This window comes from Lichenifustis flavocetrariae (genome assembly GCF_026130545.1).
GTDB lineage: Bacteria > Pseudomonadota > Alphaproteobacteria > Rhizobiales > Beijerinckiaceae > Lichenihabitans > Lichenihabitans flavocetrariae.
This window is the reverse complement of sequence record NZ_JAMOIM010000040.1, coordinates 17,943-43,087: the sequence shown is the minus strand read 5'-3', so window position 1 is coordinate 43,087 and position 25,145 is coordinate 17,943. Positions and strand designations below refer to the sequence as shown.

The following is a 25,145-nucleotide window of genomic DNA, read 5'->3' as shown; positions in this document are numbered from 1 at the left end:
AAACGCTCAAGATCGAATCGGCTCATTCGCTAAGGGAATCAGCGATTTCCTTGCGTGGCAAGGGCCTGGGTAATTACTAAAATTATGCTGGGTGATGCACCGGATACTGTTCCGAAAGGACATATTGGGCTTTTTGCGGCTTTCATTCTTTATTTTGAGCAGTCCGTCCCAAACTACCGCGCGCTGATCAGAGGCGCCACTGTGGACGATCGCAGGCGCGAACTGGGCCAGCGGAGCGGAAAGTATACCGAAAAGCTGGCTCAGGGTTACGAAGACGCGATCGACAAGGCTGCCGATGAATTCCGCGACGCTCTGCAAAGACAAGAAATAGCGGGCTTGATAAGAGAGCCGCGTAGCGGGGAATTGGAAATTTTATCCGCTCCGAGCTGGCAAATAGATCCGAAATCAGGCGCCGGCGCTAATTTTCTGTCTAATTTTGTTGGGCCTAACGATTTCACGGTCGGCTTCGGGCCCGAAACCAGAAAGGGCGGTCTGAGACAGCCGGTCTTTCTCGAAACAACAAACTTCGTGAGGTGGATGTCTCGGCGCTTTATTGGGTTCGTCTACGAAGACGGCTCGAACTCTGACCGTGCAATTGAAAGGGAAGAGAGCGGCGCTCCCAACGTCGCGGGTAAAAAACTCGGATTAACGGAGTCCGATAAGAACATCTCGGAGGCGATCGTCGCACTTGAAACGGAAGGAAAGAAACTGGTCGGGATACTGGTCAAAACCAGAGATGAACTCATTGTCAGTAAGCTAAAACAGATGGGGTATCTCGCCGTTCATCGCGAGACGATATCTCGATACCTAAAGAAGAAGCCTCTAGATCGAGGCCATCAACCGAAAGTTGCAGGAGCAAATGACCTGAACGACGCCGATTCAAGGTGACGCTTGCGATCGCGGAGAGTCGGCTCGTCAGTATAATGCCGTAATGATCATATCAGACACTCCTAGTCATCAATCTGAGCCGGTGCTGCCGTTCAGGACTTCGTCGATCCGGCCAGCGGCCGCATCATGCTGAGGTAAGCAAAGCAATGGATGTGTGCCCGCCAGGGGGGTGCCAATGAGTCCACATTTCCGCGTGCGGGGAAATGTTGGCAGATGTGGCGTGATCTTCTCGCCTGTTCGTGGGAATTCTCCGCCGTCCGCCGGTGTTCGGCGATGCGGAGACCACACTATGTTTCTTCCGTTTGAGGAAAGATTGACCTGCACGGTCCGGGACGCGCTGGAGGCGACCAGCATCGGACGCACGACACTGTACGGCCTGATCAAGCGCGGTCAAATCAAAACCGCCAAGCTCGGCACTCGCACTCTCATCGATGTCAAGTCCCTGAAAGAACTGACATCTAATTACCACCGCAAGTAACAAACCCCGCGCGAGTTGCACGGGGTTGTTGTTCTATTCGAGTGCCTAGCAGCGTCTGAATAGGACATTTCGGCCGGCGTGGCAACCGTGCTCTGCAACGGAAGCCGAAAATGATTTCCCGGACCAATCAGCTCGATATGTCGGGCGCCATCGCGGTGCCGCGGTCGTGAACCCGTCGATTTACGTGCGCGCCGACGAGATCAAGTCGGCTGTCATGCATCGAGAGACGGAGATCCTCTCCACCGCCGGGGTCAAGTGGAACGCAAAGCGTACCCACATCACATGCCCTTATCCGGATCATGGCGGCACCGCTGACTGGCGGTGGGACGACGAGAAGAAGCTGGCGTTCTGCACCTGCAACAAGCCCGGGACGGCGGACAACATCTTCGACGTCGTGATGAAGTGCGAGGGCCTTGCCGATTTCGAGGCCACCAAGATTCGCGTGGCCGAGCTGCTCGGACGGGCCGACCTCATCAAGAAGAAGGGGGGCAACGGCAAGGTCCGTCAGCGGCAGGGCGTCGAAGATCTGCTGTACCCGCCGGCCGATCAGCGTGACGACGGCCTCGCCCGCTCCTATCTCGCGTTCCGCCTGGGTGTAGACGCTGCCGACGTCCTCATGCCTGCCACGCCCACGACTGGGTTCAAAGCGCTCGGCTACTTCGACCCGCCGGCCGGCGACGGCAAGCCGGTGCGCGTCGGCGACTACCCATGCGTTATCTTCGGCCAGGTCGGCAGCGATGGTCGGCGCCATGCTCACCGGATCTATGTGGCGCCCGGCGGGGCTGGGAAGGCTGACCTCGGTAAGACGGCGGCCGGCTACGACCGTAACCCCAAGAAGTCGGCACGGGCCGCCGACGGCGACAACACGGCGGGCCGCGCGGTGCTATGGGGTGATCCCACCAAGGCCAAGCACATCATCCTGTGCGAGGGCATCGAAACCGGCGCGGCCATCGCAGTGGCGTTCCGGGCCGAGGTGGTTGGTGAAACTATTGCCGTCGCCGCGGGCGTGTCGGCCGTCGGGCTGGAGAGCTTCGTTCCTTACGACGTCACGAAGCAGGTGACGGTCGCCGCCGATCGTGACGAGAAGGCCAAGCCGTCGAAGCCGGAGGGGTCGCGCCGGGGCGAGAAGGCGGCGCGTGAATTCGGTTTGCGGAATTGCGAGGCAATATCGGTGGGCATCGCGATGCCAGGCAGTCCTGGTGATGGTGCCGACTGGCTCGACATCCTCAACGGTGCTGGCCTGGACGCCGTGCGGGCCGGCATCAAATCCGCCGCGCCGTTCCAGCCCACTCAGGCCGAGGTCGACACCTGGGCCGAGCGCCCGGACCGGATGGTCGATTTGGAACGGATCGCGGCGCAGTACCCACTCCCCAAGATGTTCGGCACCCAGATCGAATACGGCCGCTTCGGCGATGCCGTGTGGGCGCACAAGCGGGTGATGGTCGGCAAGGGCGAGGACATGCATGAGATCTTCGTCCCGATCTTCACGCCGTTCGGGGTGTCCGCGCGTTTGAAATATGTCGACCAGGCCGAGGCCTACGGACTGCGCCTGTCGGTGCAGGACATGGCGGGGCGCGTCCGCCTGATCGACGCCGAACGGTCCGACTTCGCCAAGCTCAACGCGGCCGAGGTGCGCTCGATGCTGTTCGCAGCCGGCATGCGCGTGTTGGACGACGGCGAGAAGGTCGCGGTCGAATGCATGAAGGCCGCGGGGCCGGAGCAAGAGATCCTGATCGTCCGCAAGCCGGGCTGGCACGAACTCGACGGGCTTGCCGACCCCGTGTTCGTCTGCCCCAACGGCACGATCCTGGGGCTGCCTTCCGGCCATTCCGTCGAATTGTCGGTTTCGGCGCGCCTCGCGGCGTCCGTGGCCCAGGGTGGCACATTGAAGGGGTGGAAGGACGCGGCCGCCGCGGCGATCGCGGAGACTGACTGCCCGCATTGGACGCTCGGCGTCATCGCGGCCTTCGCCGGCCCGCTGATCGGCCTCGCCGGCCTCGATACCTGCGGCATCAACTTCTCCGGCCTCTCGTCGTCGGGGAAGAGCACCGCACAGAAGCTGGCCGCATCGGCATGGTCGAAGGCGGTAGCGAACAAGGACAGCCTCTACCAGAGCGCCAAGGCCACGGTGAACTCGATCGAGCAGATGGCGTCGCGCTCGACCGGGACGGTGCTGGTGCTCGACGAGTTGGCGCACGTCAGCGGCAAGGAGGTCGGCAAGATCATCTACACGCTCGCCGGCAACGTCGGGAAGCGGCGCATGTCGTCGGCCGCCACGCTGAAGGAAAGCTACTCGTGGGCCACCTTCGCCGTTCTCTCGGCCGAGACGAGCCTCGAAGAGAAGATCCGCAAGGATGATGGGGAGTGGACCGCCGGACAGACCGTCCGGCTGCCCGACGTCGACGTCACCGGCATCAACCGCACGGTGAGCGCGGCCGCGCTGGAGCGGATCGACGGCATCAAGACGAACTTTGGCCACGCTGGCCCCGCCTTCGTGCAGGCCATGATCACCGAGGGGATGCACCGCGACCCCAACACCATCCGCGAGGGGATCAACGGCTTGGCCCGTCACATCGCTGGCATCGGCATGAAGGGTATCGCCCCAGACTCAGCCGTTATCCGCGCGGCCAACGTGTTCGCTATCCTCACGTTGGCCGGCACTTTGGGAAAGGAGTTCGGATTGTTGCCTGCAAGTGCCGACATCCAGAAGGTCATCGCCTGGGCATGGGCCAAGTTCAGGGGGTCGTCGGATGCCGTGGCACTCGACCCCGAGCAGCAGGCGATCGCCAATATCCAGACGTGGGTCGCCGAGCGATGGAATGTCACCCTGCACGATATCGACGCCGAGACCCGCACGAACCGCGAGGCCGTCGGCTGGTTCGACAACGAGGCCATCTACATTCCCGCGCACCGCCTGATCGAGGCGGCTGGCGGAACGCTGAAGGAAGCCGAGGTCGGCAAGGCGTTGAAGGCGCGGGAGTGCCTCGTCCGCACCAAGTCACCCAAGCACACCTTCGTCGACTACGTGCCGAAGGTCGGCAAGCTCAAGGCCTACGTCCTGTCGCGCAATGAGTTCGGCCGCGGGTCAGAGCGGACACCGCTCAAGGTGGTCAGCGGAGGCCGCCCGTGATCAACCTGAAGCGCCTCATCAGCGACGCCGCCGACGCGTTTGACCAGGTTTCCACCCTGGATTTCCCACTTTTGGTGGGAAATGGCGATGCTGGTGGGAATGAACAGTTAGTTGATAGTAGTGGTATTTCCCACCTTTCCCACTTTTCCCACCATGAATTATCACAATTCGAGACCGAAGATGATCTAGCACGAATACTGATCGAAAATCAGCGCGCGGGCGCACGCGCAATAGGGGATGCATCAAAAACGGTGGGAAAGGTGGGAGCGGTGGGAAATGCCAGCAAATGCAATGGCTTATTTTTCCCACTTATCATTTCGAAAGTGGGAAAGGTGGGAAAAGACGGGCTTGCGGGTAATGCTCTCTCCACGACCATTTTCGAACCCGTCGATGACGAATCAGACTGGATCCCTGACCATGCCGCCAGCCTGCACGATGCCGGTGTAGACGACGTCGCCCCTTACTCGGCTCCAGCGGTTACAGGCTCTTACGCGCGTGAGCCCGCCCGTCGCGTCGAAGCCCAAATGGTTTCCACCTTTCACGCGCGCGCGCGTGTCATGCTCCGAGAACGCACTAGCGTCGTCGGCTTGCCCGCCGATTGGATCGAGGGCGCGCTGACATTGTCGCCCGACATCATCCCGTGCCCAGGCTTTCGTGACGGCCAATGGACCCGCACCTACGGCTATATGCTAGACTTCCTGACCAGCCCGCTCGCCATCGCAGCCGCCGGCTACGAGTGGCCGACGGTGCTGTTGTTCGGCGTGCATCCCACCGTGGGCCTCGCGAATGTCTCAGGCTGCGGCGCCTGCGTCCTCGCCGACCGCGATCCCATTATCGAGGTCAAGTACCACGCGATCCTGTTCGAGCGGATGTCGTTCTATCGCCCGCCCGCCATCAATCCGTCGGTGCCCGTGTGGAGGTTCGGCCGATGACTGACGCACTCCGTAGGAATGCGGGCAGCCACGCCAGCGCCGGCGCGGTGGTCCTGGACCTCACGGAACTCCGCTTCGCGTCATCCCGGTGAGCAAGGCGCTCCGCCGCGCCGTGGATCCAGAGGATTTTTTTGGTCTCAAATTTCAGGTCATGCGGGACGCGTTCGACGAATCCCTCGCGGTCGAGCCCTGCGAAGTAGCTTGAGACCCTCTTTCATGCGGTCCCCGCCCAACCGGGGATTCCGTCAGCCGCAGAATTCGCCTAAACGCCAGCAACAGCGAGAGAGATCATGACTTACAACGATCCGGCGGCGTAGTCGCGCGACCGTTTATGTCGGTCAGGATCGAGCGACAGCTTCTCGGGACGACCTGATTTGCCGCCGCGAAGCGTGGTCGATTTCGATCGCGAGTTTCAGGCCATTGGCCACTAATCATGCTCCATGTGACCAGCTTCAGGGCCGCCTGGAACACTGAAAAAGTCAACGCACGTCAGCGTGGGTCACCGCGATCCACGGCGATCCACCGTGGATCATGGATGCCGAAAGCAGAGTCGTGGCAAAGCGCTGTGCCATGCCGTCCGATGCCATGAAACGCAAGCGTGCCGTGCGCAGGGATCCAGCACGGATGAGATTCAAAACGGCACGAAAAAGCATCAGTTCGATGGAGTAATGGGGGATGGCTTGGACGTCGCGCGGAGCAGGCGTGATATCGTCACGGCTTCGACCACGTGGCCGGACGACCGCAGCTTTTCCAGCGTCGCATCGATCAGCGGTCGCACCGTTTCGAGGCTGCCTGCCGCTCTATGGTCGGCGATGAACGCGCGGGCGGCATGGCCGATGGCAGTCGTGATCTGCGCTGTCGACGGCACCCGTTTTGTCTTGTCAGCCTGTCGTTTGCGTGCCGACCGCAGCGCGGCTTGATGCCGGTTGTAGGCGTCCGATTTCTTCTTCATGTCGACACTCCTCCCCATCGACTGGAGCCCTATTCGACGAAAACAACAAGCGTGATTTCGTCACGCAAAAATCTTCATCGAACTCGCGATTGAACTTCGAGGGAAACCTGACAGCAATCTTTTCGTGATTGCATCACGGAATGAAAAATCCAGTTCAAGCCTTCAACGAGGAGATGACTGGCCACGCTTTGGGCATCGGCGTCGCCATGGCCGCTGGCATCGAAGCCGCGCGCCGACACGGCCAAGACGTCGCCGCCGCCCGTGCTGTCGAGCGGCACAATGTGGCCGTCATGCAAGCCGCGACGACCAAGGCCAGGATCAAGGCGGCCAAGGCAGAATTGGCCGCCTTACGCGAATTGAACGATTTAAAAGCCCGTGATCGGCACAAATAGAAAAGGCGACCCTCAGGTCGCCTTGTTGTCTTTCTACCTGCCAGCGGTCAATTAAAGCTGCTCGATCTCTCCGAACGCCAGTCGGAAAGCTCGTCCGCAAGCGATTTGACCCGCGCACCCCGAAGACTGCCGCCCGAACCCTTGATCGTCTCCAAGACGAACACGTCCTCGGCTTCGGTCACGGGCTCCACCCGCCACCCGTCGCCGCCGACCTCCCAGTATTCCTGCGCCTCGGATTCCGTGCCGAACGCGAACGCGGAAACGTCTCCGGACGACGCGAGGACGCGGTACCAGCGCTCCGGATCCGGCATCGGTTGAGGAACCTGGACTGGCGCGGCGGCGGCGGGTGCCGTAACGGCGGCTCGGCGGTCGAGGGCGTCGGCCTTAAGCCGTTCGGCATCGATGGCCGCATGCAGGTCGGCCAAGGCGCGGTGGCCGACAGATTGCTCGGCGATGGCGTCAGCCGTCGCGGTGTCGAGCACCGTCGGCTGCGGGACGCCGAAAATAGCGTTGCGCACACCGGCGAAGAAGGCGTCGAAAATACCGAGGATGCTCAACAGCAGGCGGCGCAAGAAGCTCATCTTCCACTCCTTTGATCACGGGGTTATCAAGGTACAACGGCGGCAAGCAAAGCATCTCCTTCACTTTGAGATACTGGGTCTCGGCGAGTTTGTGCTTCCAGCCCGTGATCGACGGCGGCTGTTGCTTGGCCCTCGCTATGCACGTGTGACACGTCGAATAAGCGCGGATGCCGCTCCATTTTCGTCCCGCGCGCAGGTAGGCGCCGCAGAGCGCGACCTCGGTGGCGCTGTCGTCGAGCGGGCTCGTCGTGAGGCGGACGATGTGGGCGACGTCGCCGCCGTCGAATTTCCCGCGATCCGGTTTTGCGGTGAGCGGGCTGAAGATGCGGCGGGCGCGGCAATCCTCGCCCGCGCGGTTCGCGTAGAGCGCGGTCAGCAGCATCGCTTGCTTGCTGCCGCGCGTTCGGTCGAGACGGTTCGTGGCGTACCACTCTGCCTGCTCAAGGTTCTGCTGGACGCCCGGCGGCGGAGCGCCCGGCGCGGCGCCGGCAGGCTGGGGCATCGTGAAGTTCGGATCGTCGTCGTCGTCGTGATCAGGCGGCATTGTGACCTCGGCGCTGGAAAGGCGGCTGCCGGGCCCAGACGGCGTCGGCCAGGGCGTTGAGCACCGGGATCGGCAGTGGACGGCGCTCGGCTTCGACGAAATATCCGTCGCGCTTGTGGCCCCTGCCGTAAGTCGCGACGAACGTGACGCTCCGGTGCTGGGCGAGGAACGTCATCCCGGTCAAGTGGGAGACGATGACACCGTCATCGGGAACCGGCGGCTCGACGATCGGATAGTCACGGTGCACCACGTTGAGCGGGCCGGCCAGCGCCTTCGCCTTCTCCCGGTCGGCAAGGTCCCTAGTCATTTGCTGCTGTACGACGACCTGGCGGACGTCGTGTGGCAGGATGCGACCGGCGAAATCGACGGCGTTCCAAGACGTCGATCCATCCCTGTTTTGCACGTGCGTGACCGTCGCGATGTAGGGATCACCCAGCGCGTCGAGCGCGAAGAACGTCGTCCCGGCGACGTGTCGGACGAGCGGTGGCTCGTGCGTGCCGCTGATGATCACGCGCAGGCGCTGGGTCCGCGCTGCCGCGCTCACGGCCTCCGGGATCTCGAACCGCACCCGGCCGTCCTTCTCGACGGCACCGATCCAGGTTCGACCGTCGTGCTCGATCTCGACCGCGTTGCTGCCGCCAGGCAACCGGCGGACCGCTTTCACATCAGCCATCTCGTTCCTCCACACCGTTTCGATGAGATAAGGATCGCGTCCCAATCTGAAAGTGTCAACCCTCATGAATGGGCCTGTTGACATTTGATTAATGAGATACGATCCTTATCTCATGACCAAGCAAGCCGATTACCAGAAGCACGCCGACATGAAGACGGGAGCACTGCTCTTAGCGGCCGGCAAGGCTGCTTATGGCGACCTGTGGCGCCGCCGCCTGCCGTCGCGCTTGGGCGTCAGCCCGAGCTACATCCAGCACGTCATCGACGGGTCGCGGCCGATGTCGCCGAAGCTGCGGGCCGCGTTTCTCGATTTCCTTACGACCGAAGGCGATCGCATTCTGATCGAGGCCAACGCGGCCGTGCAGACGCTCGCCAGCATTCGTCTTGCCATGGGATGGAGCCGCCTGTGACTGACTGCCCGTACACCGACGAACAACTCGCGCAGCGCGAGGCCGCCCTCCACGCTGACCTCGCGCGCTACGCCGAGAGCGGCAGCCCCACGGCAGACGAGCTGCGCCGCGCGCCCATGCTCGACGACTACCGCATCACGTCGGTCGACGGCGTCGACCTCGCGCACGGCTGGTGCGTGGGTCACCCCCGGTTGCGCCCCGGCCGCATCACGACCGCCAAGATCGCCGCCGCCGGCGACGGCTGGCTTCGCACCGTGGGACGCCTCTACCGCCTCGGCGACCGTCTCGACCCCGAACCCGAGTTCGTCCCGTCGCCCGATGACGCCGAGGACCACCTCAACAACTGCGGACGCTGAAAATGGACTGGACCCCCGACGTCATCGACCGTGTCATCGAGCTTCGCACGAGCCGCAAATCCTGGCCGGCGATCGCGCAGGAACTCGACACTACACGCAGCTCGATCATGTGCGCACTCCAGCGCAGCGGCCGCACTCTGCCGGACGTCGGCACCATCATGCCCACTACCCGCAAGAGCCGCGTGCGTTGCGAGGCGGTGACACCCGCCGAGACTGTGGAGTCTCGCGATGCACCAGCCATCGCGCCAGCGAAGATTCGACCTTATATTCTAGATACTTGCGACTGGACGTGGTGGTTCCGTCAGCGCGGGGTTCGCGGGTGCGTCGTCGATCACTATGGCAAGCCCTGCGGCCGCACGCTGTTCGCGGAAACCGACCGGTGCTTGGGTCACACCGTCGACGCGTTCAAAGCCGAATTTGAGGACTGGAAATTGCGGCTTGCGCTGATCACCGAATCCTCGACGCCCAGACGACTCGCGGCCGCGATCCGACAGAGAATAGAGACACACCGCTGGACGCTGGCTGAGTGGTCGGAAGCCGTTGGGCTGCCGCAGAGCACCGCCTACAAAGCCCTCGCGTCACCTGATGATCACCCCAAAAGCTTCGCGAAAATCGCGAGCCACTTCGGCTTCGATTTCGACGCCGCGCTCGGTGTCTACCGCCGCCGGAGGAAAACGTCATGAGCGTCAGCCGCGACGAGCGCGAGCGTCGGAGACGCCTCACCACCCCCGCCGTCCTGGCCTCGATCCGGGCGCCCGAGCCAGAGCCGCGACCTGATCTCGCGGACGTCTACCGTGCGCTCGACGCCCTTGAGCGGGCGGGCGGCGACGGTACCGTGTGGCAAGATGGGACGCTCTATGCGGGCGGTCGCCACATCGATCTGCCCGCCGGCGCGTTTTTCGAATGTGTTGTGCGTGGCTGGGCGGAAATCGGATTCGGCCGTCACCTCCGGATCACGCCGCAAGGTCGCGGTGCCGTGGTGCGCTACCGCTGGGGCAAGGTCGAAGGCGTCGCGCCGCCGACCGTCGACGACGACGAAGCTTTCGAGGGACCACGGCCGTGACGCCCCCACGCCGCTTCGGCCGACCCGGCTACACTCATGCGCCCGCCGTGACGGCACCCGTCCGCGTCGCGACGCCCGCCGTTCCCGCGTCGACCGACGCCCCCGTCAACAGGATCACGCCGACCGGACCCGCGTCCACTCCGCGTCCGGTCGGCCGCCCGCTCGGACGTCCTGGTTTCCCGCGTCCCGCGCCCGTCGTCCCGATCGAGAAGCCCGATCCGCCGCCGCCGGTCGAGGACGACGAGCCCGAGCCGCCGCCGATCGACGAATTCGATCCCGAGCCGATGGTCATCACCGACACTGAGATCGACGACTCACCGCCCGTTCCCGCGCGCACGTCGTATCAGCGACCGGCTTTCGAGCCGAAGCCCCTGCCGCAAATCGACGGCGACATGACCCCCGAGCAGCGTGCACGGCTCCAGCGGCTGGCGGTGCTGCATCAGATCCTGACGACCGCCTCAGGCGGCGAATTCTTGCGCCGCATCGCAGAAAACGGCGATCCCGCCTGGGAATTGTTGAGCGAGGCTTGGTGCAACGACGTGCCTTTTTGACGAAGCACGAAAATTAACGATTTGGTCGGGCACGGGTAAACCGTGTTTTAACGCGTGTCGTCTACAAGTGTTCTCGTCGCCGGGCCTCGCATCATGCGAGTCGATTGCCCCTAGCCCGCGCCGACGTTCTACGTGCAAGTCGTAGTACGGGAATCCGAGCCTCGCGCGGCCGCCGACGAAGCATAAGCGCACCCCCACACACGTCTTAGACACCAAGGGTGCCCTATGCCCGACCAAAGCCCGCGATGGGTCGACGGACCCCGTTACACAACCGTCCCATTTACTTTTTCAGTGATCCAGGCGGCCATCGAGTGCCAGGAAGCCCGGCTCACGCTCGGTGACCTGCACGACGCGGCCCGCCCGGGCTCATGGTCGCCTCGCCTCCGCTGTTGGCGGATGGGCGAGCCCGCCGTGCCTCACACGACGCGATCCGAAGTGGCTGACTGGCTGCTGCGCCGCGCCGAGCACAGGATCGCGGAGCGGGCACGGTGGACATTCCAGCACAGCGGCGAGGCCGATCGCGACATCATGAGGATGGTCGCGTGAAGCAGCTCTACGAATTGGTCGTCGGCGTCATCGACCTCCTCGCCGTCGTTCCCGACGGCGACGAGGCGATGCTGACCCTAGAGCAAGCTTGCGCGCTGCCCGAACTCGCTGGGCATTTCACTCCGTCGATGCTCCGCCGCGCAATCGTTTCAGGCCTGCTGACAGCCGAGATCCACGGTCGGCAGGCCTACGTCACCCGCACCGCAATCCAACAATGGAGGGAGCGATGCCGCGCCCCGTCGAACCGCCGCGACTCTGGCTCCGCGAGGCCCGTACCCTCAAGTCCGGAAAGCAGCGCGCAGCAACATGGATCATCAAGGACAACGGACGGCAACACGCCACGGGCTGCGGCGCTGATGATCGCGCAGGAGCGGCTCGCGCGCTCGAAGCCTACCTGACACGCAAGCACGTCGAAGCCGGATTGCCGCAGCACGCGGCCGCCCGTGACCTGGACGTCGCAGATCTCGTCAGGGTCTACGCCGAAGACCGGGAGTCCAAGGTGAGCAAGCCGCGCGCGCTCTGGCAGCGTGCGATGAATCTGATCGCGTGGTGGGGTGGCAAGAGCGCGGACGAGGTGAACCGTCTGACGTGCGCGGCTTACGCCAAGTCGCGGACGACGCCGGCGGCCGCGCGCCGTGAGCTTGAGGACCTGAGCGCGGCCATCGGGTTCGCCCAGGAGAACGGGGTGTTGCGCGAGGAGGTCGTGGTCTCGTTGCCGCCGAAGCCGAAAGCCAGGGATCTGTGGATAACCCGCGACGAGATGGCGTCGTTTCTCATGTCGTGCTGGCGCTTCCGCGAGGAGCAGCCGGGCGGCAACCGCGTGCCGAAGCACGTCAGGCGGCACGTCGTGCATTTCACCCTGGCCGCGCTGTACACGGCCGGTCGTTCGAGCCGCATCTATCGCGCGAGCTATGTCAGGGAGGAGGGCAGGCCGTGGGTCGACCTGGAGCACGGCGTCTACTACCGGAAATGGGAAGGCGAGGTCGCCCGGGCCAACAAGCGGGCCCCGCCGATCAGAATCCCGCGCCGCCTGCTCGCGCACATGCGCAGGTGGGCCAAATACGACGAGGAGACCGGCGAGGTGCACGGGGATCGCTACGTGTGCCAATGGCAGGGACGGCCCGCAGATCCGAAGAAGGCCTACGCGCGTGCGATGGCCGACGCCGGATTGACGGCGACGCGTCACGCGCTGCGGCACACGGCGATCACGTGGTTGGCCAGGTCGGGCGTCCCCGTGGACCAAATCTGCGGATTTGCCGGGATCACCAGGGCCGTGTTCGAATCGACGTACAGCCACCATCATCCCGATTTCCAGCACGAAGTCGGGCAGGCCTTCACGTCGGGCAGGGCAGGGCGGTCCAAGCTGGCCGGGAAGCCCCGGGGCCACCGATTGCCACCGAAACCCCGTGAAATCGGGGCGATTCGGAACGAAATAGAAAGGTTCGTGAGCGATGATCCCCTCTAGGACCGCCGCCGGCACCCTCGTTTACACCGAGAGGGTCGGCGGTTCGAGCCCGTCACCGCCCACCATCGTCAAGCTTGGCTCGCTTGTGTCGCTAATGTAGAGGCAGCATCGCGGTGCGACGCTTGTGGTGGAAGGCGATAGCCTGACCCCGTCTGCCCGGTCCTCTTTCCGGGTGTCCGAACGAGTTCCCGGCTTGTAGAACCGAGTTCCCGCAAGAGCCATCGGGCCTATGTTCCTGAGGGCTCGTCACCGTTTTTTGGGATCGTTCCCCTTGCCCCGCCAGGAAGGCCTTATCGTTCAGAATATGGGCAGCGCGGTACGGGGCCCATTCTCCGTCTCGTTCGACCTCGGATCCTGCGCCGTCCTGCAAGGTCCTTCCGGCGTCGGCAAAAGCCTCTTCCTCCGCATGATCGCCGATCTCGACCCGAACACCGGCACCGTCACGCTCGATGGGACGGATCGAACCGCCATGCCGGCTCCCATGTGGCGGCGGCTCGTCACCTATGTGGCGGCTGAGTCCGGCTGGTGGGCCGAGACCGTGGCTGAACACATGCGTGACGTCGCCGCGGCCCGTGCGTTGATGCCCGATCTCGGACTCGACCCGGATCTGCTCGACGCGCCGGTGGCGCGTTTGTCGACGGGCGAACGGCAGCGGTCGGCTCTGGTGCGCGCCGTCGTCGGACGACCTCGCTTCCTGCTTCTCGACGAGCCGACGTCCGCTCTCGATGCTGCCTCGCGTGACAGAGTGGAAACGATGCTGGGCGGCCTGAAATCGACGGGCCTCGGCTTCGTAATAGTCTCGCATGACTCCAAGCAGGCAGAGCGTCTTGGCGACCGGCACTTCGTTATGGCGCAGGACAATCTCACCGAGATCTTGTCATGACGCCGGTCGCTCTTTCGCCCGCCGATCTCGCGGTCGCGGCTATGCTTGTCGTGGCGAGTGCCGCTCTATCTCTGGTCCTTTCGCTTGGCGTGCATCGGCCCCTGCTGGTCTCTGCCGGCCGGTTGGTGATCCAGCTCGTCCTGGTGGGCCTTGTGCTGCGGGTGATTTTTGCCTCCGCGTCGATGTGGGTCACCTTCGGCGTCATCGCCATCATGTTGGCGGCCGCAAGCCGCGAAATGGGAGCCCGCAGCCCCCGGCGCCTGAAAGGTCTTTGGCACCTCGGCATCGGAACGCTGTCGATCCTCGGCGCGACCTTGCCCGTGGCCCTCATCGTCCTACTCACCGCTCTCAAGCCGACGCCCTGGTACGACGCCCGCCACGCAATCCCGCTTGTGGGCATCATCCTCGGTACTGTGATGAACGGAGGCAGTCTCGCGTTGAACACCATCCTGTCGAGTGTGGCGCGTGATCGGCTCGCCATCGAGGCTCGCCTGGCGCTTGGCGCCACCCGACAGGAGGCATTCCGGCCGATCCTGCGGCAAGCCGTACGGACCGGCGTCACACCGACAGTCAATCAGATGGCCGCTGCCGGCATCATCACCCTGCCGGGGATCATGACCGGCCAGGTCCTCGCCGGCATGGACCCATTGGATGCGGCCAGATACCAGATCCTTCTCTTGCTCGTCCTGTCGACGGCTGGCTTTCTCGGCGCCGTCATCGCCTCCTATGCGGCGCTACATCGCCTGACCGACCATCGCCACCGATTGCGCCTCGACGCATTGGTTTAGTGTCGGAAAGCTCACTCCGTCTCAGAAGGCACTTGACCCGCTGCGGTGCCCTATGACCTTGCGAAAGCGTCCGAAGGTCGCGCGGTTCGCGCCGAGTTACCGGCATATCGGCCGATGTGCCCGGAAACATCTGCAAAAATTTCGCGGCGATCAGCAATCTGGTTGCGCCTTGCGACACGATCGCCATCATTGCGCCCATGACGCAAGAGCTTCCCGTGACCCCACGTACGGGGTGCCGCGTGCCCGAGATCGGGCCGCGCCGGCACGGATCATCCGCATCGGCGACATGAGTGCGAACATCGCGGAGGAATGAATTGGTTCCCGAAACTTTGGATATCGAGAGCCTTCGCGCGCTCTATGCGGCAGGTGAGTTGACCCCGGTCGATCTCGTCCAGGAGATCGTCGCCCGCCAGGAGGCGGCCTCGGATCCTGCCATCTTCATCACCCGCGCGGATCCCGCAGCCATGCGGGGTGCGGCCGAAGCCCTCCTGCAACGGGCGCCGCAGCCCAACTCGCTGCCGCTGTGGGGCGTCCCCTTCGCGGTCAAGGACAATATCGACGTTGCCGGTCTCCCCACCACGGCGGCCTGTCCGGCCTTCGCGTATCGGCCGGAGGTCTCGGCCAGGGTGGTCAGCCGGCTTGAGGACGCCGGTGCCATCGTGGTCGGCAAAACGAACCTCGACCAGTTCGCCACCGGGCTCAACGGCACGCGGTCGCCTTATGGGGCGCCCCGAAGCGTGTTCGACGTCAGCTATATCTCGGGCGGGTCGAGTTCAGGATCTGCGGTGGCGGTGGCGGCTGGCCTTGCTGCATTCGCGCTCGGCACCGATACGGCCGGCTCGGGACGTGTCCCGGCCTCCTTCAATAACCTGGTCGGCATCAAGCCGACGCCTGGGCTCCTCAGCACGACCGGCGTCCTGCCGGCCTGCCGCAGCCTCGACTGCGTCACGGTCTTCGCCAATTGTGTCGCCGATGGCGTCGCGGTCCGGCGCGTGGCAGAGGGCTTCGATAACGCCGATCCCTTTTCCCGTTCCGCGAAGCCGACCAGCCTCCCGTCGCGAGGGCTGCGTCTTGGCGTCCTGGCAGGGGCGGAGCGTAACTTCTGCGGAGATGCCGAGGCGGAACAGCTCTATGACGCCGCGATCGCCCGGGCCGGGAAGCTGGGCGCTTCGATCGTGCCGTTCGACTACGTGCCGTTTCGTGAGATCGCGGCGCTGCTCTACCAAGGTCCCTGGGTGGCGGAGCGCCTCGCGGCGATCCAGTCGTTCTTCGACGCCCATGAGGATGAGGTCGAGCCAAGCGTGCGGGCCATCATCGCTGGAGGGCGCCGCTATAGCGCCGTCGATGCCTTCGAAGGACTCTACCGCTTCAATGAACTGCGCCAGAAGACCGAAGCCATATGGGCGGAGGTCGATGGTCTGCTGCTGCCGACAGCCCCCACCACTTACACGGTCGAGGCCATGATGGCCGATCCGATCCGGCTCAATTCGAACCTCGGGCTCTACACCAATTTCGCGAACCTGCTCGGGTGCGCCGCCATCGCGGTTCCGGCCGGGTTCCGGCCGAATGGGCTGCCATTCGGAGTGACTTTGGTCGGCCGCGGCTTTCAGGACGATGCTCTCGCGCCTCTCGCCGATGCGCTCCACCGCGCCAGCGATGCCGGTATGGGCCGTGCGAGGACCGCCGTGCCGGACAGACCTGCGGAAGCGGCCCTGAGCGACGGCCGCTGCCGGCTTGTTGTGGTCGGCGCGCATTTGAGCGGCATGCCGTTGAACCGCGAGATCGTGGCGCTTGGCGGCAGGCTTGAGGCAACGTGCCGAACGGCCCCGGATTATCGCCTTTACGCACTGCCCGGCACGGTTCCGCCAAAGCCGGGCCTCGTCCGTGAACCGGGCTTCGCCGGGCCGGGGATCACGGTCGAAGTGTGGAGTCTTTCGGAGGCCGCTTTCGGACGCTTTGCCCAGGCGATCCCGGCGCCTCTCGGGATCGGCAAGATCGCGCTCGACAATGGCACGGCCGTCAGCGGATTTCTGTGCGAGGCCCATGCGGTCGCAGCCGCCCGCGAGGTAACGCAGTTCGGCGGCTGGCGGGCCTTTGTGGCCGAAGGAGCCGCGTCGTGAAAGGTCGCGGCGCGATGAGCTTACCGACGTGACCCAGGCTCCACTCGGTGCGACAATGCGCGTGCTCCACCCCGCACGCAACGTCATGGCCTTCTACGACGGCCGCATCGCTGGCGTCCGCGCCTGGTCTGAGGCGCCCAACTGGCTCGTTGATGGGGCCTTTGTGCTGGGGACCTGTTCCTATGCCGTCCTGGATGGCACGGACGCCCTCGTCTACGACACCCACATGTCGATCGCCCATGCGACGCTTATTCGCCAATCGCTGCAACAGGCCGGGGTGCGGACGATCCGCGTCGTGCTGAGCCACTGGCATGCCGATCACGTCGCCGGCAATGCGGCTTTCACCGATTGCCCGATCATCGCCAACGGGCTGACGGCACAGATCCTCGACGAGAAGAAAGCCGAACTCGAAAGCGGAACGCCGCCGATCTTGCCGCTGATCGGTCCGACCGAGACCTTCGACACGAGCCTCGATCTCCATGTCGGCGAGGTTCGTGTCGCACTGCGCCGCTTCGACATCCACAGCCGCGACGGGACAGTGCTGGTCTTGCCCGATGCCGGGATCCTGTTGGCGGGCGACACGCTGGAAGATCCGATCACCTATGTGACCGAGCGCGACCGGCTGGAGCACCACCTCGTCGACCTGGACCGGTTGTCCCGCGAGGCCTTCGACCGCATTCTTCCGAACCACGGTGCCCTGAGCGTGATCGAGAGTGGCGGCTATGACCGCGGGCTTCTCGATGCCACGCGGCGCTATGTCGAGAAGCTGTTGCGGTGCAAGACGCAGCCCGACCTCGCCCGTCAGGATCTCCGAAGCTTCATCGCTGAGGATTTGGCGGCCGGACGCGTCCACTATTTTCTGGCTTACGAGGCCGTCCACCGGGCCAATGTCGATCGTGTTCTCGCGCGAGAGGGGATGTCCTGACGAGCCAAAGTCGTTGCGAGACTGCGTCGCCGGGGCTCGGCTTTGGCCACAAAGGCCGCACGCGGATCGGGGAGCAAACTTCGAAGTTCCGGCGTTGCGCCACTAAGGGGATGCGTGAGCGTCCGAGTACCTGGAGTTGGTCATGAACGCGTCGGTTTCGCTGCTTGCTGTGCGGCTTTTGGCTGAAATCGATCGACGACGCCCAATGGGCCTCATCGTCGTGGTGGATGGCGAGCAGAAGGCCGAGGCTTTGAAGCGCCTGCTTGTGCAATTGGCGCCCGACCTAGTCGCGCATTATCTCCCGGCCTGGGATTGTCTGCCCTACGATCGCGCCGCGCCCTCACCCGACATCATGGGTCACCGGATGCGGGTTTTGTCCGAGCTGAAGAAGCATACGGGCATGGACATCATGGTCACGACGCCTGAAGCGCTGCTGCAGCGTCTGCCTCCGCTTGCTTCGCTCCCTAACCCGCTTGTGATCAAGCGGGGCGTGGCGTTTGATGTCGCCGCCTTCGGGCAGGCGTGCGGCCAAATGGGCTATACACATGCCGACCGGGTCGACGATCCCGGCCATGTGGCCATCCGGGGTGAGGTGGTGGATGTCTTCCCACCCGTGCGACGTCCCTATCGCATTGGCCTTTGCAACGGGAACGTCACGACGATCCACACCTACGATCCCGTATCGCAACGCAGCACCGGCGAGGTCGCGGCGATCCGGATCGACGCCGTGTCCGAAGTAATCCTCTCGGAGGAGGCGGCCGAGCGTTTTCCCGGCATGGAACACTGGCTCCCCGACTTTTACCCCGAGACCACGACGCTGCTTGAGATCTGCGGTGAAGCGAAACTGGTGGTCGAGCCGGCAGCGTCGGCCCGGCTGCATCAACTCTTCGGCCAAATCCATGATGCCCACCGGGACCGGGTGACGGTGGACAAGACGAACGCCACCGAGGCCCGGAATGCGCTTGCCCCTGAGCGGCTGTACTTGTCCGAGGAAGAGTGGAAGGCCGCGAAAACTCGAGTGCAGGATTTCCCGTCGCTGGAGCGGGCCGTCGAGGTTCCCCGCTTCTGCCTGGACGACAAGCCGGGTCATGCCTTTGTGTCCTATGTAAAGTCCTGTCGAGACGCTGGCCTCAGGATTGTACTGGGTGCCGCTCGGGAGCGCGATCTTGCCACTTTGGTGAAACAGGCGGAACGCGCGATCGGTGAGGCGCCGATCCGCCTCACGCAATGGGCCGACCTTCCCACGGATGCAGGCGCCGTTGGATTGCTGCGATTGTCAGCCGACCACGGCTTTGCCGACGAGGAAAGCGGCATCGTTCTCATTACCGCCGCGGACCTCATCGGCCATCATGCTCGCGTCCTTTCCGCTCACGCGGTGCCAACGCCCTGGCACCTCGGCGATGGCGACTTTGCGATCGGCGACGCCGTCATCCACCTCGATCATGGTGTCGGTGTGCTGAAGGGGCTCGAAACCATCGAAGCCGGGGAGACTTCGGGTGGGGACGCCGTGCGGCTCACCTATGCCAAGGAGACAGACCTCATCATCCCGGTGGAGGAAATGAGCCGGATCTGGCGCTATGGACCTGCCTCCGAGGATCTGGCTCTCGATAAGCTCGACACCCAAACCTGGCAGAAGCGGCGTGCCAAGATCGCGAAGGAAATCGAGGAAACGGCGCGGTCCCTGGTCGAGATGGCTCGGGAGCGGACAAAGATCCAAGCGCCGAAGATCGTGCCGCCGCGCCGCGACTACGAACGTTTCGTGGAGGGTTTTGCCTTCGCGCCGACGGCGGACCAGATGCACGCAATCGACGATTGCTTGCGTGATCTCGCAGCCTGTCGACCGATGGATCGTCTCGTCGTCGGCGATGTGGGTTTTGGCAAGACCGAAGTCGCGCTCCGGGCCGCCGCGGCAGCGGTTCTGGCGGGTTGGCAGGTTGCGATCGTGGCTCCTACCACTGTGCTGGTTCGTCAGCACCTTCACCAATTCAAGCAACGTTTCTCTGAGCTTGGCATCGGGGTCGCCGAGCTCTCGCGGTCGGTCGCACAGGGCGAAGCCGAGCAAGTGAAGGCCGGATTGGCGGACGGATCGATCCGGCTCGTCGTCGGCACACAGGCGCTGGCCGCGCCCGACATCGTCTTTCATAAACCAGGCCTCGTGATCGTCGATGAGGAGCAACGGTTCGGCACGGCCGACAAGGCTCGAATCCGCAGGCTGGGGCAGGGCGTCCACATGCTGACCCTCACCGCGACGCCGATCCCCCGCACGCTGCAAACCGCGCTCGTCGGCCTGCAGGATCTCAGCATCATCGCGACGCCTCCGGCCCGCAGGCGTCCTATCCGTACGCTGCTCGCCCCCTTCGATCCCGCCACGATCCATACGGCGCTCGTCAAGGAAAAGGCGCGGGGCGGGCAGAGCTTTGTGGTTGTGCCGCGGATCGAGGATCTTGAACCGCTCGCCGCGACGCTGTTGGGGTTGATGCCGGATTTCAAGATCCTGGTCGGGCATGGGCGCATGGACTCGCAGGATGTCGATGAGACCATGACGGCGTTTGCCGGTGGCGACGGCGACGTGCTGCTTGCAACCAGCATCATCGAGAGCGGGCTCGATGTTCCCCGGGCCAACACAATGGTGATCTGCGATGCGGACCGGTTCGGGCTCGCCGAGTTGCATCAGCTTCGTGGCCGGGTCGGACGCGGGCGGCAGCAAGGCGTCTGCTACCTCATGACACAAGGCGACCGCGCCATGAGCCCGGTGACGGAACGGCGGCTGTCCACCTTGGCCAGGCTCGATCGACTTGGGAGCGGCATGGCCATCAGCGCTCAGGACCTCGATGCGCGCGGCGCTGGCGACCTTCTCGGAGACGAGCAGGCCGGCCATGTGAACTTGATCGGCCTTGGCCTCTATCAGCACCTCCTGCAGCGAGCCATCCGGAACGTTGCAGGCGAAGCCGCAGATGAATGGACGCCCGACCTGCGCATGGGCGATGCGGGGAAGCTGCCGTCCGACTACATTCCGGAAGACGAGGTTCGCATCAACCTCTATGCGCGGATTGCCCGGGCTGTCGACGTCCATGAGGTCGATCTGCTTGCCGAGGAGGTCGAAGACCGATTTGGGCCGATGCCCGAAGCCACTTCGGCTCTCTTCGCGCAGGCGAGGTTGAAAAGCCTCTGCCGCAGTCATCGCATCGCGCGTGTCGATGCCGGACCGAAGGCAATCGCCTTTACGCCCTGTCCCGGCACAACGGCTGAAGCACTTCTCGAACAGACCTCATTGCACGAGCAGGCTACGTCGCGGGTGAAAGGCGGACGGCTTTTGTTCGATACGGCCTCAATCGGTATGGGAGAACGCATGCAGCGGTCCGCCGAAATTCTGCACGCAATGGCTTAAAGATGCCAAGATCAGACGAAGCCGCCCCCATGGATGACCCCTATCATCTCAATCGTTTCGTCTCGGCGCAGGATCCTGTGTACGACCGGGTGCGTACGGAGTTGCAGGCCGGTCGAAAGACCTCGCATTGGATGTGGTTTGTGTTCCCGCAAATCGCTGGGCTCGGGCATAGCCCCATGGCGCAGCGCTACGCGATCGGCTCGCTGGCCGAAGCAAAAGCCTTTCTTCAGCACCCTCTCCTGGGCCCGCGGCTCGAAACCTGCACCGGATTGGTGAACCATATCGTCGGGCGTTCTGCGCGGTCGATCTTTGGGACGCCGGACGATCTCAAGTTCCGCTCCAGCATGACCCTCTTCGCCGAAGTGGCGGACAAGTCAGCCTTGTTCAGCGAGGCTTTGACCCGCTTCTACGACGGAAAGCCTGATCCGGCTACGCTCGCGCGCTTGGCGGGTTTGGACCATGAAGCCTGAGATGTGCCGTTGGGCTGGACAGCTGGGCTGAGAAGGAGGGGTCTGCGTGTCGCAATATCATCCGCGTGAAGTCGAGATGAAGCTCTCGCTCGGACCTGCCGACTTGGCCGACATGCGCAGGCACATTGCGGCCGAACTTGGCCACGCCGGCATCACCTCCCGTCTCGTCTCTGTCTATTACGACACGCCCGACTATGAACTGCGTGCGCAAGGTGTCACCTTGCGCGTAAGGTCGGCACACGACCGGAAGGTGCAGACCACGAAGCTCGCCGGGCAGGCGGCGGTCGGGCTCTTCAGTCGAGGCGAATGGGAGACCCCGTTGGACGGGGATGTTCCCGACCTCAAGGCCTTCGCGAGAACGCCAGCCGGCGATATTATCGACGCCAAGCGGATCCGTGTCGAAGCTTTGTTCGAAACGATCGTCGATCGCACGCTGTGGATGGTCGAGCACCAGGGCACTCTGATCGAAATCGCTCTCGATGACGGCAAGGTGGTCACGGCGACACGAACCGAGCCCTTGGCTGAGCTGGAACTGGAACTCAAGCGCGGGAGCCCGCGCGAGCTGTTCGCTCTGGCGAGAAAGCTCAACCCACGCGGGCTCTTGCACCCGGGTGTTCGCGCCAAGTCGGAGGTCGGCTATCGCCTGCTCAGCGGTAAGGCGGCAAAGCCCGTGAAGGCCGATCCGGTGGTACTCGATAAGCACATGACATCGGCGGCGGCGTTCCAGGCCGTGATGCATGCCACGCTTCGGCATTTTTGCCTCAACGAACCCGTGGTGATCTCGCACCGGACGCCTGAATCCCTGCATCAAGCGCGTGTGGCCCTCCGTCGGATGCGCTCCGCCCTTTCGCTCTTCAAGGATTTCACACGCGACGGGCAATTGCCCGAGTTGAAACGGCGGCTGCAAATCGTCTCCCGAGACCTTGGCGAGGCTCGCAATCTCGATGTCTACATCGCCCACAGTGTCCGTCCCCTGGTCGAGCGGAATGGCGGGGAGACAGGTTTAAAGGCCTTGTTGACTGAGCTTGAGGCGCGCCGCGCCAAGGCCTTTGACCTGGCGGTGACGCAATTGCGTTCCGAGGATTTCGGCAAGCTGCTGCTCGATCTTCTCGAATGGATCGAGGCAGGCCCTTGGTTGAGTGATGAAGATCCGGCCCGGAAGGCAGCGCGCGAAAGGCCCGTGCGGGCCCTCGCGGCGGCCGTGCTGGAGAAGCAGCGCCGCAAGGTGAAACGCGCCGGCCGCAACCTTGACGAGATCGATCCGGCGGCCCGACATCGCGTTCGCATCGAGGCCAAGAAACTTCGCTACGCGGCTGAGTTTTTTACGAGCCTTGCTCGCAAAGGCAAAGCAAAGGAGCGGCACCTGGCGTTCGTCGCGGCCCTGGAGAAATTGCAAGAGCATCTGGGCGATCTGAACGACATCCACACCGGCCACGAGATCGTCCTGCGTCTGGCCGAAACCGCCCCCCTGGGCACGCCACCATCACGCGAAGCCGTAGGCGCGGCAGCACATGTGAGCGCGCTCGAGCATGCGCGCGTAGAAGACCGGATTGCCGCGGCGGCCGAGGCCTACACCGCTTTTGCACAGGCCAGACGGTTCTGGTCGAAATGGCCAGCCTGATGCCTCACTTGATCAAGGCCTGTCGCCGCGCGCGAGCCGTCCCTCAATCTCGAAAGCCACGGGGAGCAGATCGGCAACGCTGTCGATGACATAATGGGCGCCCGCCGCGTTGAGCCGCGCCACACCGATCGCCCGCTTGCGCTGGAACTCCTCGGGCGACAGGGCCTCGGTGTCCTCCTGGGACATTCCAAAGACGTTGCCGCTCACGGCGACACCGACCGTCCATGCGCCCCCGTTCAGTCCTTCGGCGATGCCCACTTCCGTATCGTCGATCTTGACCGCGCTCCAGGCCGGCCAGACGGCGAGATCGAGCAGTGTCTTGTAGAGCATGAAGGGCGTAGGCCGCCCATCGGGCGTATCGCCGGTACATACGAGGCTGTCGGGAGAGAAACCGTTCGCAGCGGCGCCCGGGGTGATCTCGGCCATGATGTCGCGCGTATAGCCCGTCGTCGAGCCGATCCGCAGGCCTTCGGATCGCAGGCTCGCTACCACCGTCGCGACACCGGGGATCACGCCGGAAAAGCGCGCCGCGACAGCCTTGTTCTTCGGGACGAACACGGCGTAGACCGCATCGATATCCTGTGCGGATGGAGTGTGCCCATGCCGTTCGAACCAGGCTTTTTCGACCCGAGGCAGCGCCATCAAGGCCGCGATATGCGGGCGCTTCGCCATGCCCATCGGGCCACGCGCCTCCTCGATCGAGATGGCAACGCCGAATTCCGCGAAGGTTTCCACAAAGGCGCCCATCGGGGCCAACGAGCCATGGTCGACGACGGTGCCGGCCCAATCGAAGATGGCGGCTTTCAGGTGTTTCATTCGGAACTCCCCACGTCAGCCGAACAGATCGGCGACCACCTCTTCGGCGATGGCAAAGGATGTGCTGGCGCCCGTGCCGCTCGTGATGATGACGATCCGCAGCGCATCAGACGGCGCATCGACCAGCATCAGCCGATCCGGCGCGGAAGCATAGGTGCCGATCCAACGCTCGCCGACGCTCGGCGGCGGTCCGTCGAACACCCGCGCATATTCGTCGAGAATCAGGTCGTCGACGCCGGTCGGGTTGAACGGATCCGGCGTCGGCGCGTAATGGTGGGAATCGCCCACAACCAACGAGCCGTCGGCGCTACGTACGACGATCAGGTGGACGCCGTTGTGGAGGTGCTCACCCTGTTCCGCTTCGAGGCGCTGCCGCAAGGCCTTTGCGGCGGGCTGTTCGGCATAGCCGAGATAGCGCACAAGCCCCAGGTCCGACATGATGGCCGGTAAGGCGGGATCGAAGCTGTCGGGCAGGAGGCGCATCATGTGCAGCTTGCAGCGGGTGAGCCCGTAGCCCGCGATTCGCTCGGGATGCAGCGTGAAGAAATCGTCGCCCGGGCACACGACAACGGTCTCGGCCTCGACTGAGCCGCGGCTCGTTTCCAGCCGCGGGGGCGCGGCGCTGTGCACGACGGTGTCACGTAAAAACGTCACACCATGCCGCTCGGCCAAATAGGCGGCGAGCTGTGGGATGGCATCGCGCGATTCGACCCGGACCTCGTGTGGGCTATAGAGAGCGCCGGCGAATTCCCTCCACCGCAACCCGGCGCCGAAGCCGGGTAGATCCGGCGGTTCCACGAGACGGCACTCTGCCCCCATGTCGGACTGCAGGAACTCTTCCAGCACGGCTCGCGCCTCAGGCCTGCGCGCAATCGTCAGGAGTCCACGCTGCTGGATAGGAATGCCAGCCGCCGCCGCGACTTCGATCCAGATGTCGCGGGACCGCATGGCGCGCTGCCAGCAGGCGCCGGCCTGCTGGCCCGTCACGGTGATGAACCCGAAATTGCGAATCGATGCGCCGTTGGCCTGTCGGTCGCGATCGACCACCACCACCCGCTTGCCTTTACGCGCTGCCGCAAGCGCATGCGCCAGGCCGCAGATACCGGCTCCCACAATGGCGAGATCGAACGCGGAGCCGTGAGGCATGAGGGGTGCATCTCCCTTGCGCAACCAT

The 25,145-nt window shown here is 64.1% G+C and carries 25 protein-coding genes and 1 tRNA gene; 20 read left to right on the top strand and 6 right to left on the bottom strand.

Annotated features, from left to right (window positions below):
• Positions 1-54: 54 nt before the first annotated feature.
• From M8523_RS29875 to M8523_RS29860, 4 genes are all read left to right on the top strand, one after another.
• Positions 55-888 (top strand): hypothetical protein, encoded by an 834-nt coding sequence (locus tag M8523_RS29875; RefSeq protein ID WP_282588506.1) that lies wholly within the window; start codon positions 55-57, stop codon positions 886-888.
• Between the two features lie 289 nt (positions 889-1,177).
• The gene (locus tag M8523_RS29870; protein WP_282588505.1) at positions 1,178-1,366 is read left to right on the top strand and encodes a helix-turn-helix domain-containing protein; all 189 of its coding nucleotides are present in this window, start codon (positions 1,178-1,180) and stop codon (positions 1,364-1,366) included.
• A 166-nt stretch (positions 1,367-1,532) separates the two neighbouring features.
• Positions 1,533-4,496 (top strand): DUF927 domain-containing protein, encoded by a 2,964-nt coding sequence (locus M8523_RS29865; RefSeq protein ID WP_282588504.1) that lies wholly within the window; start codon positions 1,533-1,535, stop codon positions 4,494-4,496.
• Positions 4,493-5,428: a hypothetical protein gene (locus M8523_RS29860; RefSeq protein ID WP_282588503.1), complete on the top strand. Its 936-nt coding sequence runs from the start codon at positions 4,493-4,495 to the stop codon at positions 5,426-5,428. Before M8523_RS29865 ends, M8523_RS29860 begins: the two co-directional genes overlap by 4 nt.
• A gap of 652 nt (positions 5,429-6,080) precedes the next feature.
• On the opposite strand, the gene M8523_RS29855 is transcribed toward M8523_RS29860, so the two are convergent.
• Positions 6,081-6,380 carry a hypothetical protein gene (locus tag M8523_RS29855; protein WP_282588502.1) on the bottom strand — a complete coding sequence of 100 codons (300 nt, stop codon included), beginning with the start codon at positions 6,378-6,380 and terminating at the stop codon, positions 6,081-6,083.
• Positions 6,381-6,520: 140 nt separating this feature from the next.
• Here M8523_RS29855 and M8523_RS29850 point away from each other — a divergent pair, with 140 nt between their 5' ends.
• On the top strand, positions 6,521-6,772 hold the full coding sequence (locus tag M8523_RS29850; protein ID WP_282588501.1) for a hypothetical protein: 252 nt from the start codon (positions 6,521-6,523) through the stop codon (positions 6,770-6,772).
• A gap of 47 nt (positions 6,773-6,819) precedes the next feature.
• Here M8523_RS29850 and M8523_RS29845 read toward each other — a convergent pair whose 3' ends face one another.
• From M8523_RS29845 to M8523_RS29835, 3 genes are all read right to left on the bottom strand, one after another.
• Positions 6,820-7,344 carry a hypothetical protein gene (locus tag M8523_RS29845; protein WP_282588500.1) on the bottom strand — a complete coding sequence of 175 codons (525 nt, stop codon included), beginning with the start codon at positions 7,342-7,344 and terminating at the stop codon, positions 6,820-6,822.
• Positions 7,232-7,735, bottom strand: coding sequence for a hypothetical protein (locus M8523_RS29840; RefSeq protein WP_282588499.1), 504 nt, complete (start codon positions 7,733-7,735; stop codon positions 7,232-7,234). Before M8523_RS29840 ends, M8523_RS29845 begins: the two co-directional genes overlap by 113 nt.
• A gap of 151 nt (positions 7,736-7,886) precedes the next feature.
• Complete coding sequence (locus M8523_RS29835) at positions 7,887-8,570, bottom strand: hypothetical protein (RefSeq protein WP_282588498.1); 684 nt, start codon at positions 8,568-8,570, stop codon at positions 7,887-7,889.
• Positions 8,571-8,682: 112 nt separating this feature from the next.
• Here M8523_RS29835 and M8523_RS29830 point away from each other — a divergent pair, with 112 nt between their 5' ends.
• From M8523_RS29830 to M8523_RS29760, 15 genes are all read left to right on the top strand, one after another.
• Positions 8,683-8,979 carry a hypothetical protein gene (locus M8523_RS29830; RefSeq protein WP_282588497.1) on the top strand — a complete coding sequence of 99 codons (297 nt, stop codon included), beginning with the start codon at positions 8,683-8,685 and terminating at the stop codon, positions 8,977-8,979.
• The gene (locus tag M8523_RS29825) at positions 8,976-9,335 is read left to right on the top strand and encodes a DUF6634 family protein (RefSeq protein ID WP_282588496.1); all 360 of its coding nucleotides are present in this window, start codon (positions 8,976-8,978) and stop codon (positions 9,333-9,335) included. Before M8523_RS29830 ends, M8523_RS29825 begins: the two co-directional genes overlap by 4 nt.
• A gap of 2 nt (positions 9,336-9,337) precedes the next feature.
• Entirely contained in the window at positions 9,338-10,018 is a 681-nt protein-coding gene (locus tag M8523_RS29820) for a hypothetical protein (protein ID WP_282588495.1), read from the top strand.
• Positions 10,015-10,398, top strand: a complete 384-nt coding sequence (locus M8523_RS29815; RefSeq protein WP_282588494.1) for a hypothetical protein — start codon at positions 10,015-10,017, stop codon at positions 10,396-10,398. Before M8523_RS29820 ends, M8523_RS29815 begins: the two co-directional genes overlap by 4 nt.
• Positions 10,395-10,949 carry a hypothetical protein gene (locus M8523_RS29810; protein WP_282588493.1) on the top strand — a complete coding sequence of 185 codons (555 nt, stop codon included), beginning with the start codon at positions 10,395-10,397 and terminating at the stop codon, positions 10,947-10,949. Before M8523_RS29815 ends, M8523_RS29810 begins: the two co-directional genes overlap by 4 nt.
• A gap of 225 nt (positions 10,950-11,174) precedes the next feature.
• Positions 11,175-11,495 carry a hypothetical protein gene (locus M8523_RS29805; protein WP_282588492.1) on the top strand — a complete coding sequence of 107 codons (321 nt, stop codon included), beginning with the start codon at positions 11,175-11,177 and terminating at the stop codon, positions 11,493-11,495.
• Between the two features lie 226 nt (positions 11,496-11,721).
• Entirely contained in the window at positions 11,722-12,960 is a 1,239-nt protein-coding gene (locus M8523_RS29800; RefSeq protein ID WP_282588491.1) for a site-specific integrase, read from the top strand.
• A tRNA-Ser gene (locus M8523_RS29795) sits at positions 12,911-13,025 on the top strand. Before M8523_RS29800 ends, M8523_RS29795 begins: the two co-directional genes overlap by 50 nt.
• A gap of 206 nt (positions 13,026-13,231) precedes the next feature.
• Positions 13,232-13,843, top strand: a complete 612-nt coding sequence (locus M8523_RS29790) for an ABC transporter ATP-binding protein (protein ID WP_282588490.1) — start codon at positions 13,232-13,234, stop codon at positions 13,841-13,843.
• A complete protein-coding gene (locus tag M8523_RS29785; RefSeq protein ID WP_282588489.1) occupies positions 13,840-14,631 on the top strand; it encodes an ABC transporter permease in 792 nt (263 codons plus the stop codon). Before M8523_RS29790 ends, M8523_RS29785 begins: the two co-directional genes overlap by 4 nt.
• A gap of 314 nt (positions 14,632-14,945) precedes the next feature.
• Positions 14,946-16,751: an allophanate hydrolase gene (atzF, locus tag M8523_RS29780; RefSeq protein ID WP_282588488.1), complete on the top strand. Its 1,806-nt coding sequence runs from the start codon at positions 14,946-14,948 to the stop codon at positions 16,749-16,751.
• Between the two features lie 28 nt (positions 16,752-16,779).
• On the top strand, positions 16,780-17,676 hold the full coding sequence (locus M8523_RS29775) for an MBL fold metallo-hydrolase (protein WP_282588487.1): 897 nt from the start codon (positions 16,780-16,782) through the stop codon (positions 17,674-17,676).
• A gap of 142 nt (positions 17,677-17,818) precedes the next feature.
• On the top strand, positions 17,819-21,064 hold the full coding sequence (locus M8523_RS29770) for a helicase-related protein (protein WP_282588486.1): 3,246 nt from the start codon (positions 17,819-17,821) through the stop codon (positions 21,062-21,064).
• A gap of 29 nt (positions 21,065-21,093) precedes the next feature.
• On the top strand, positions 21,094-21,534 hold the full coding sequence (locus M8523_RS29765; RefSeq protein ID WP_282588485.1) for a DUF1810 domain-containing protein: 441 nt from the start codon (positions 21,094-21,096) through the stop codon (positions 21,532-21,534).
• 46 nt (positions 21,535-21,580) lie between these two features.
• Complete coding sequence (locus tag M8523_RS29760) at positions 21,581-23,155, top strand: CYTH and CHAD domain-containing protein (RefSeq protein WP_282588484.1); 1,575 nt, start codon at positions 21,581-21,583, stop codon at positions 23,153-23,155.
• Between the two features lie 12 nt (positions 23,156-23,167).
• On the opposite strand, the gene phnX is transcribed toward M8523_RS29760, so the two are convergent.
• On the bottom strand, positions 23,168-23,971 hold the full coding sequence (gene phnX, locus M8523_RS29755; RefSeq protein ID WP_282588483.1) for a phosphonoacetaldehyde hydrolase: 804 nt from the start codon (positions 23,969-23,971) through the stop codon (positions 23,168-23,170).
• A 15-nt stretch (positions 23,972-23,986) separates the two neighbouring features.
• Positions 23,987-25,117: a TIGR03364 family FAD-dependent oxidoreductase gene (locus tag M8523_RS29750; protein ID WP_282588482.1), complete on the bottom strand. Its 1,131-nt coding sequence runs from the start codon at positions 25,115-25,117 to the stop codon at positions 23,987-23,989.
• Between the last annotated feature and the right edge of the window lie 28 nt (positions 25,118-25,145).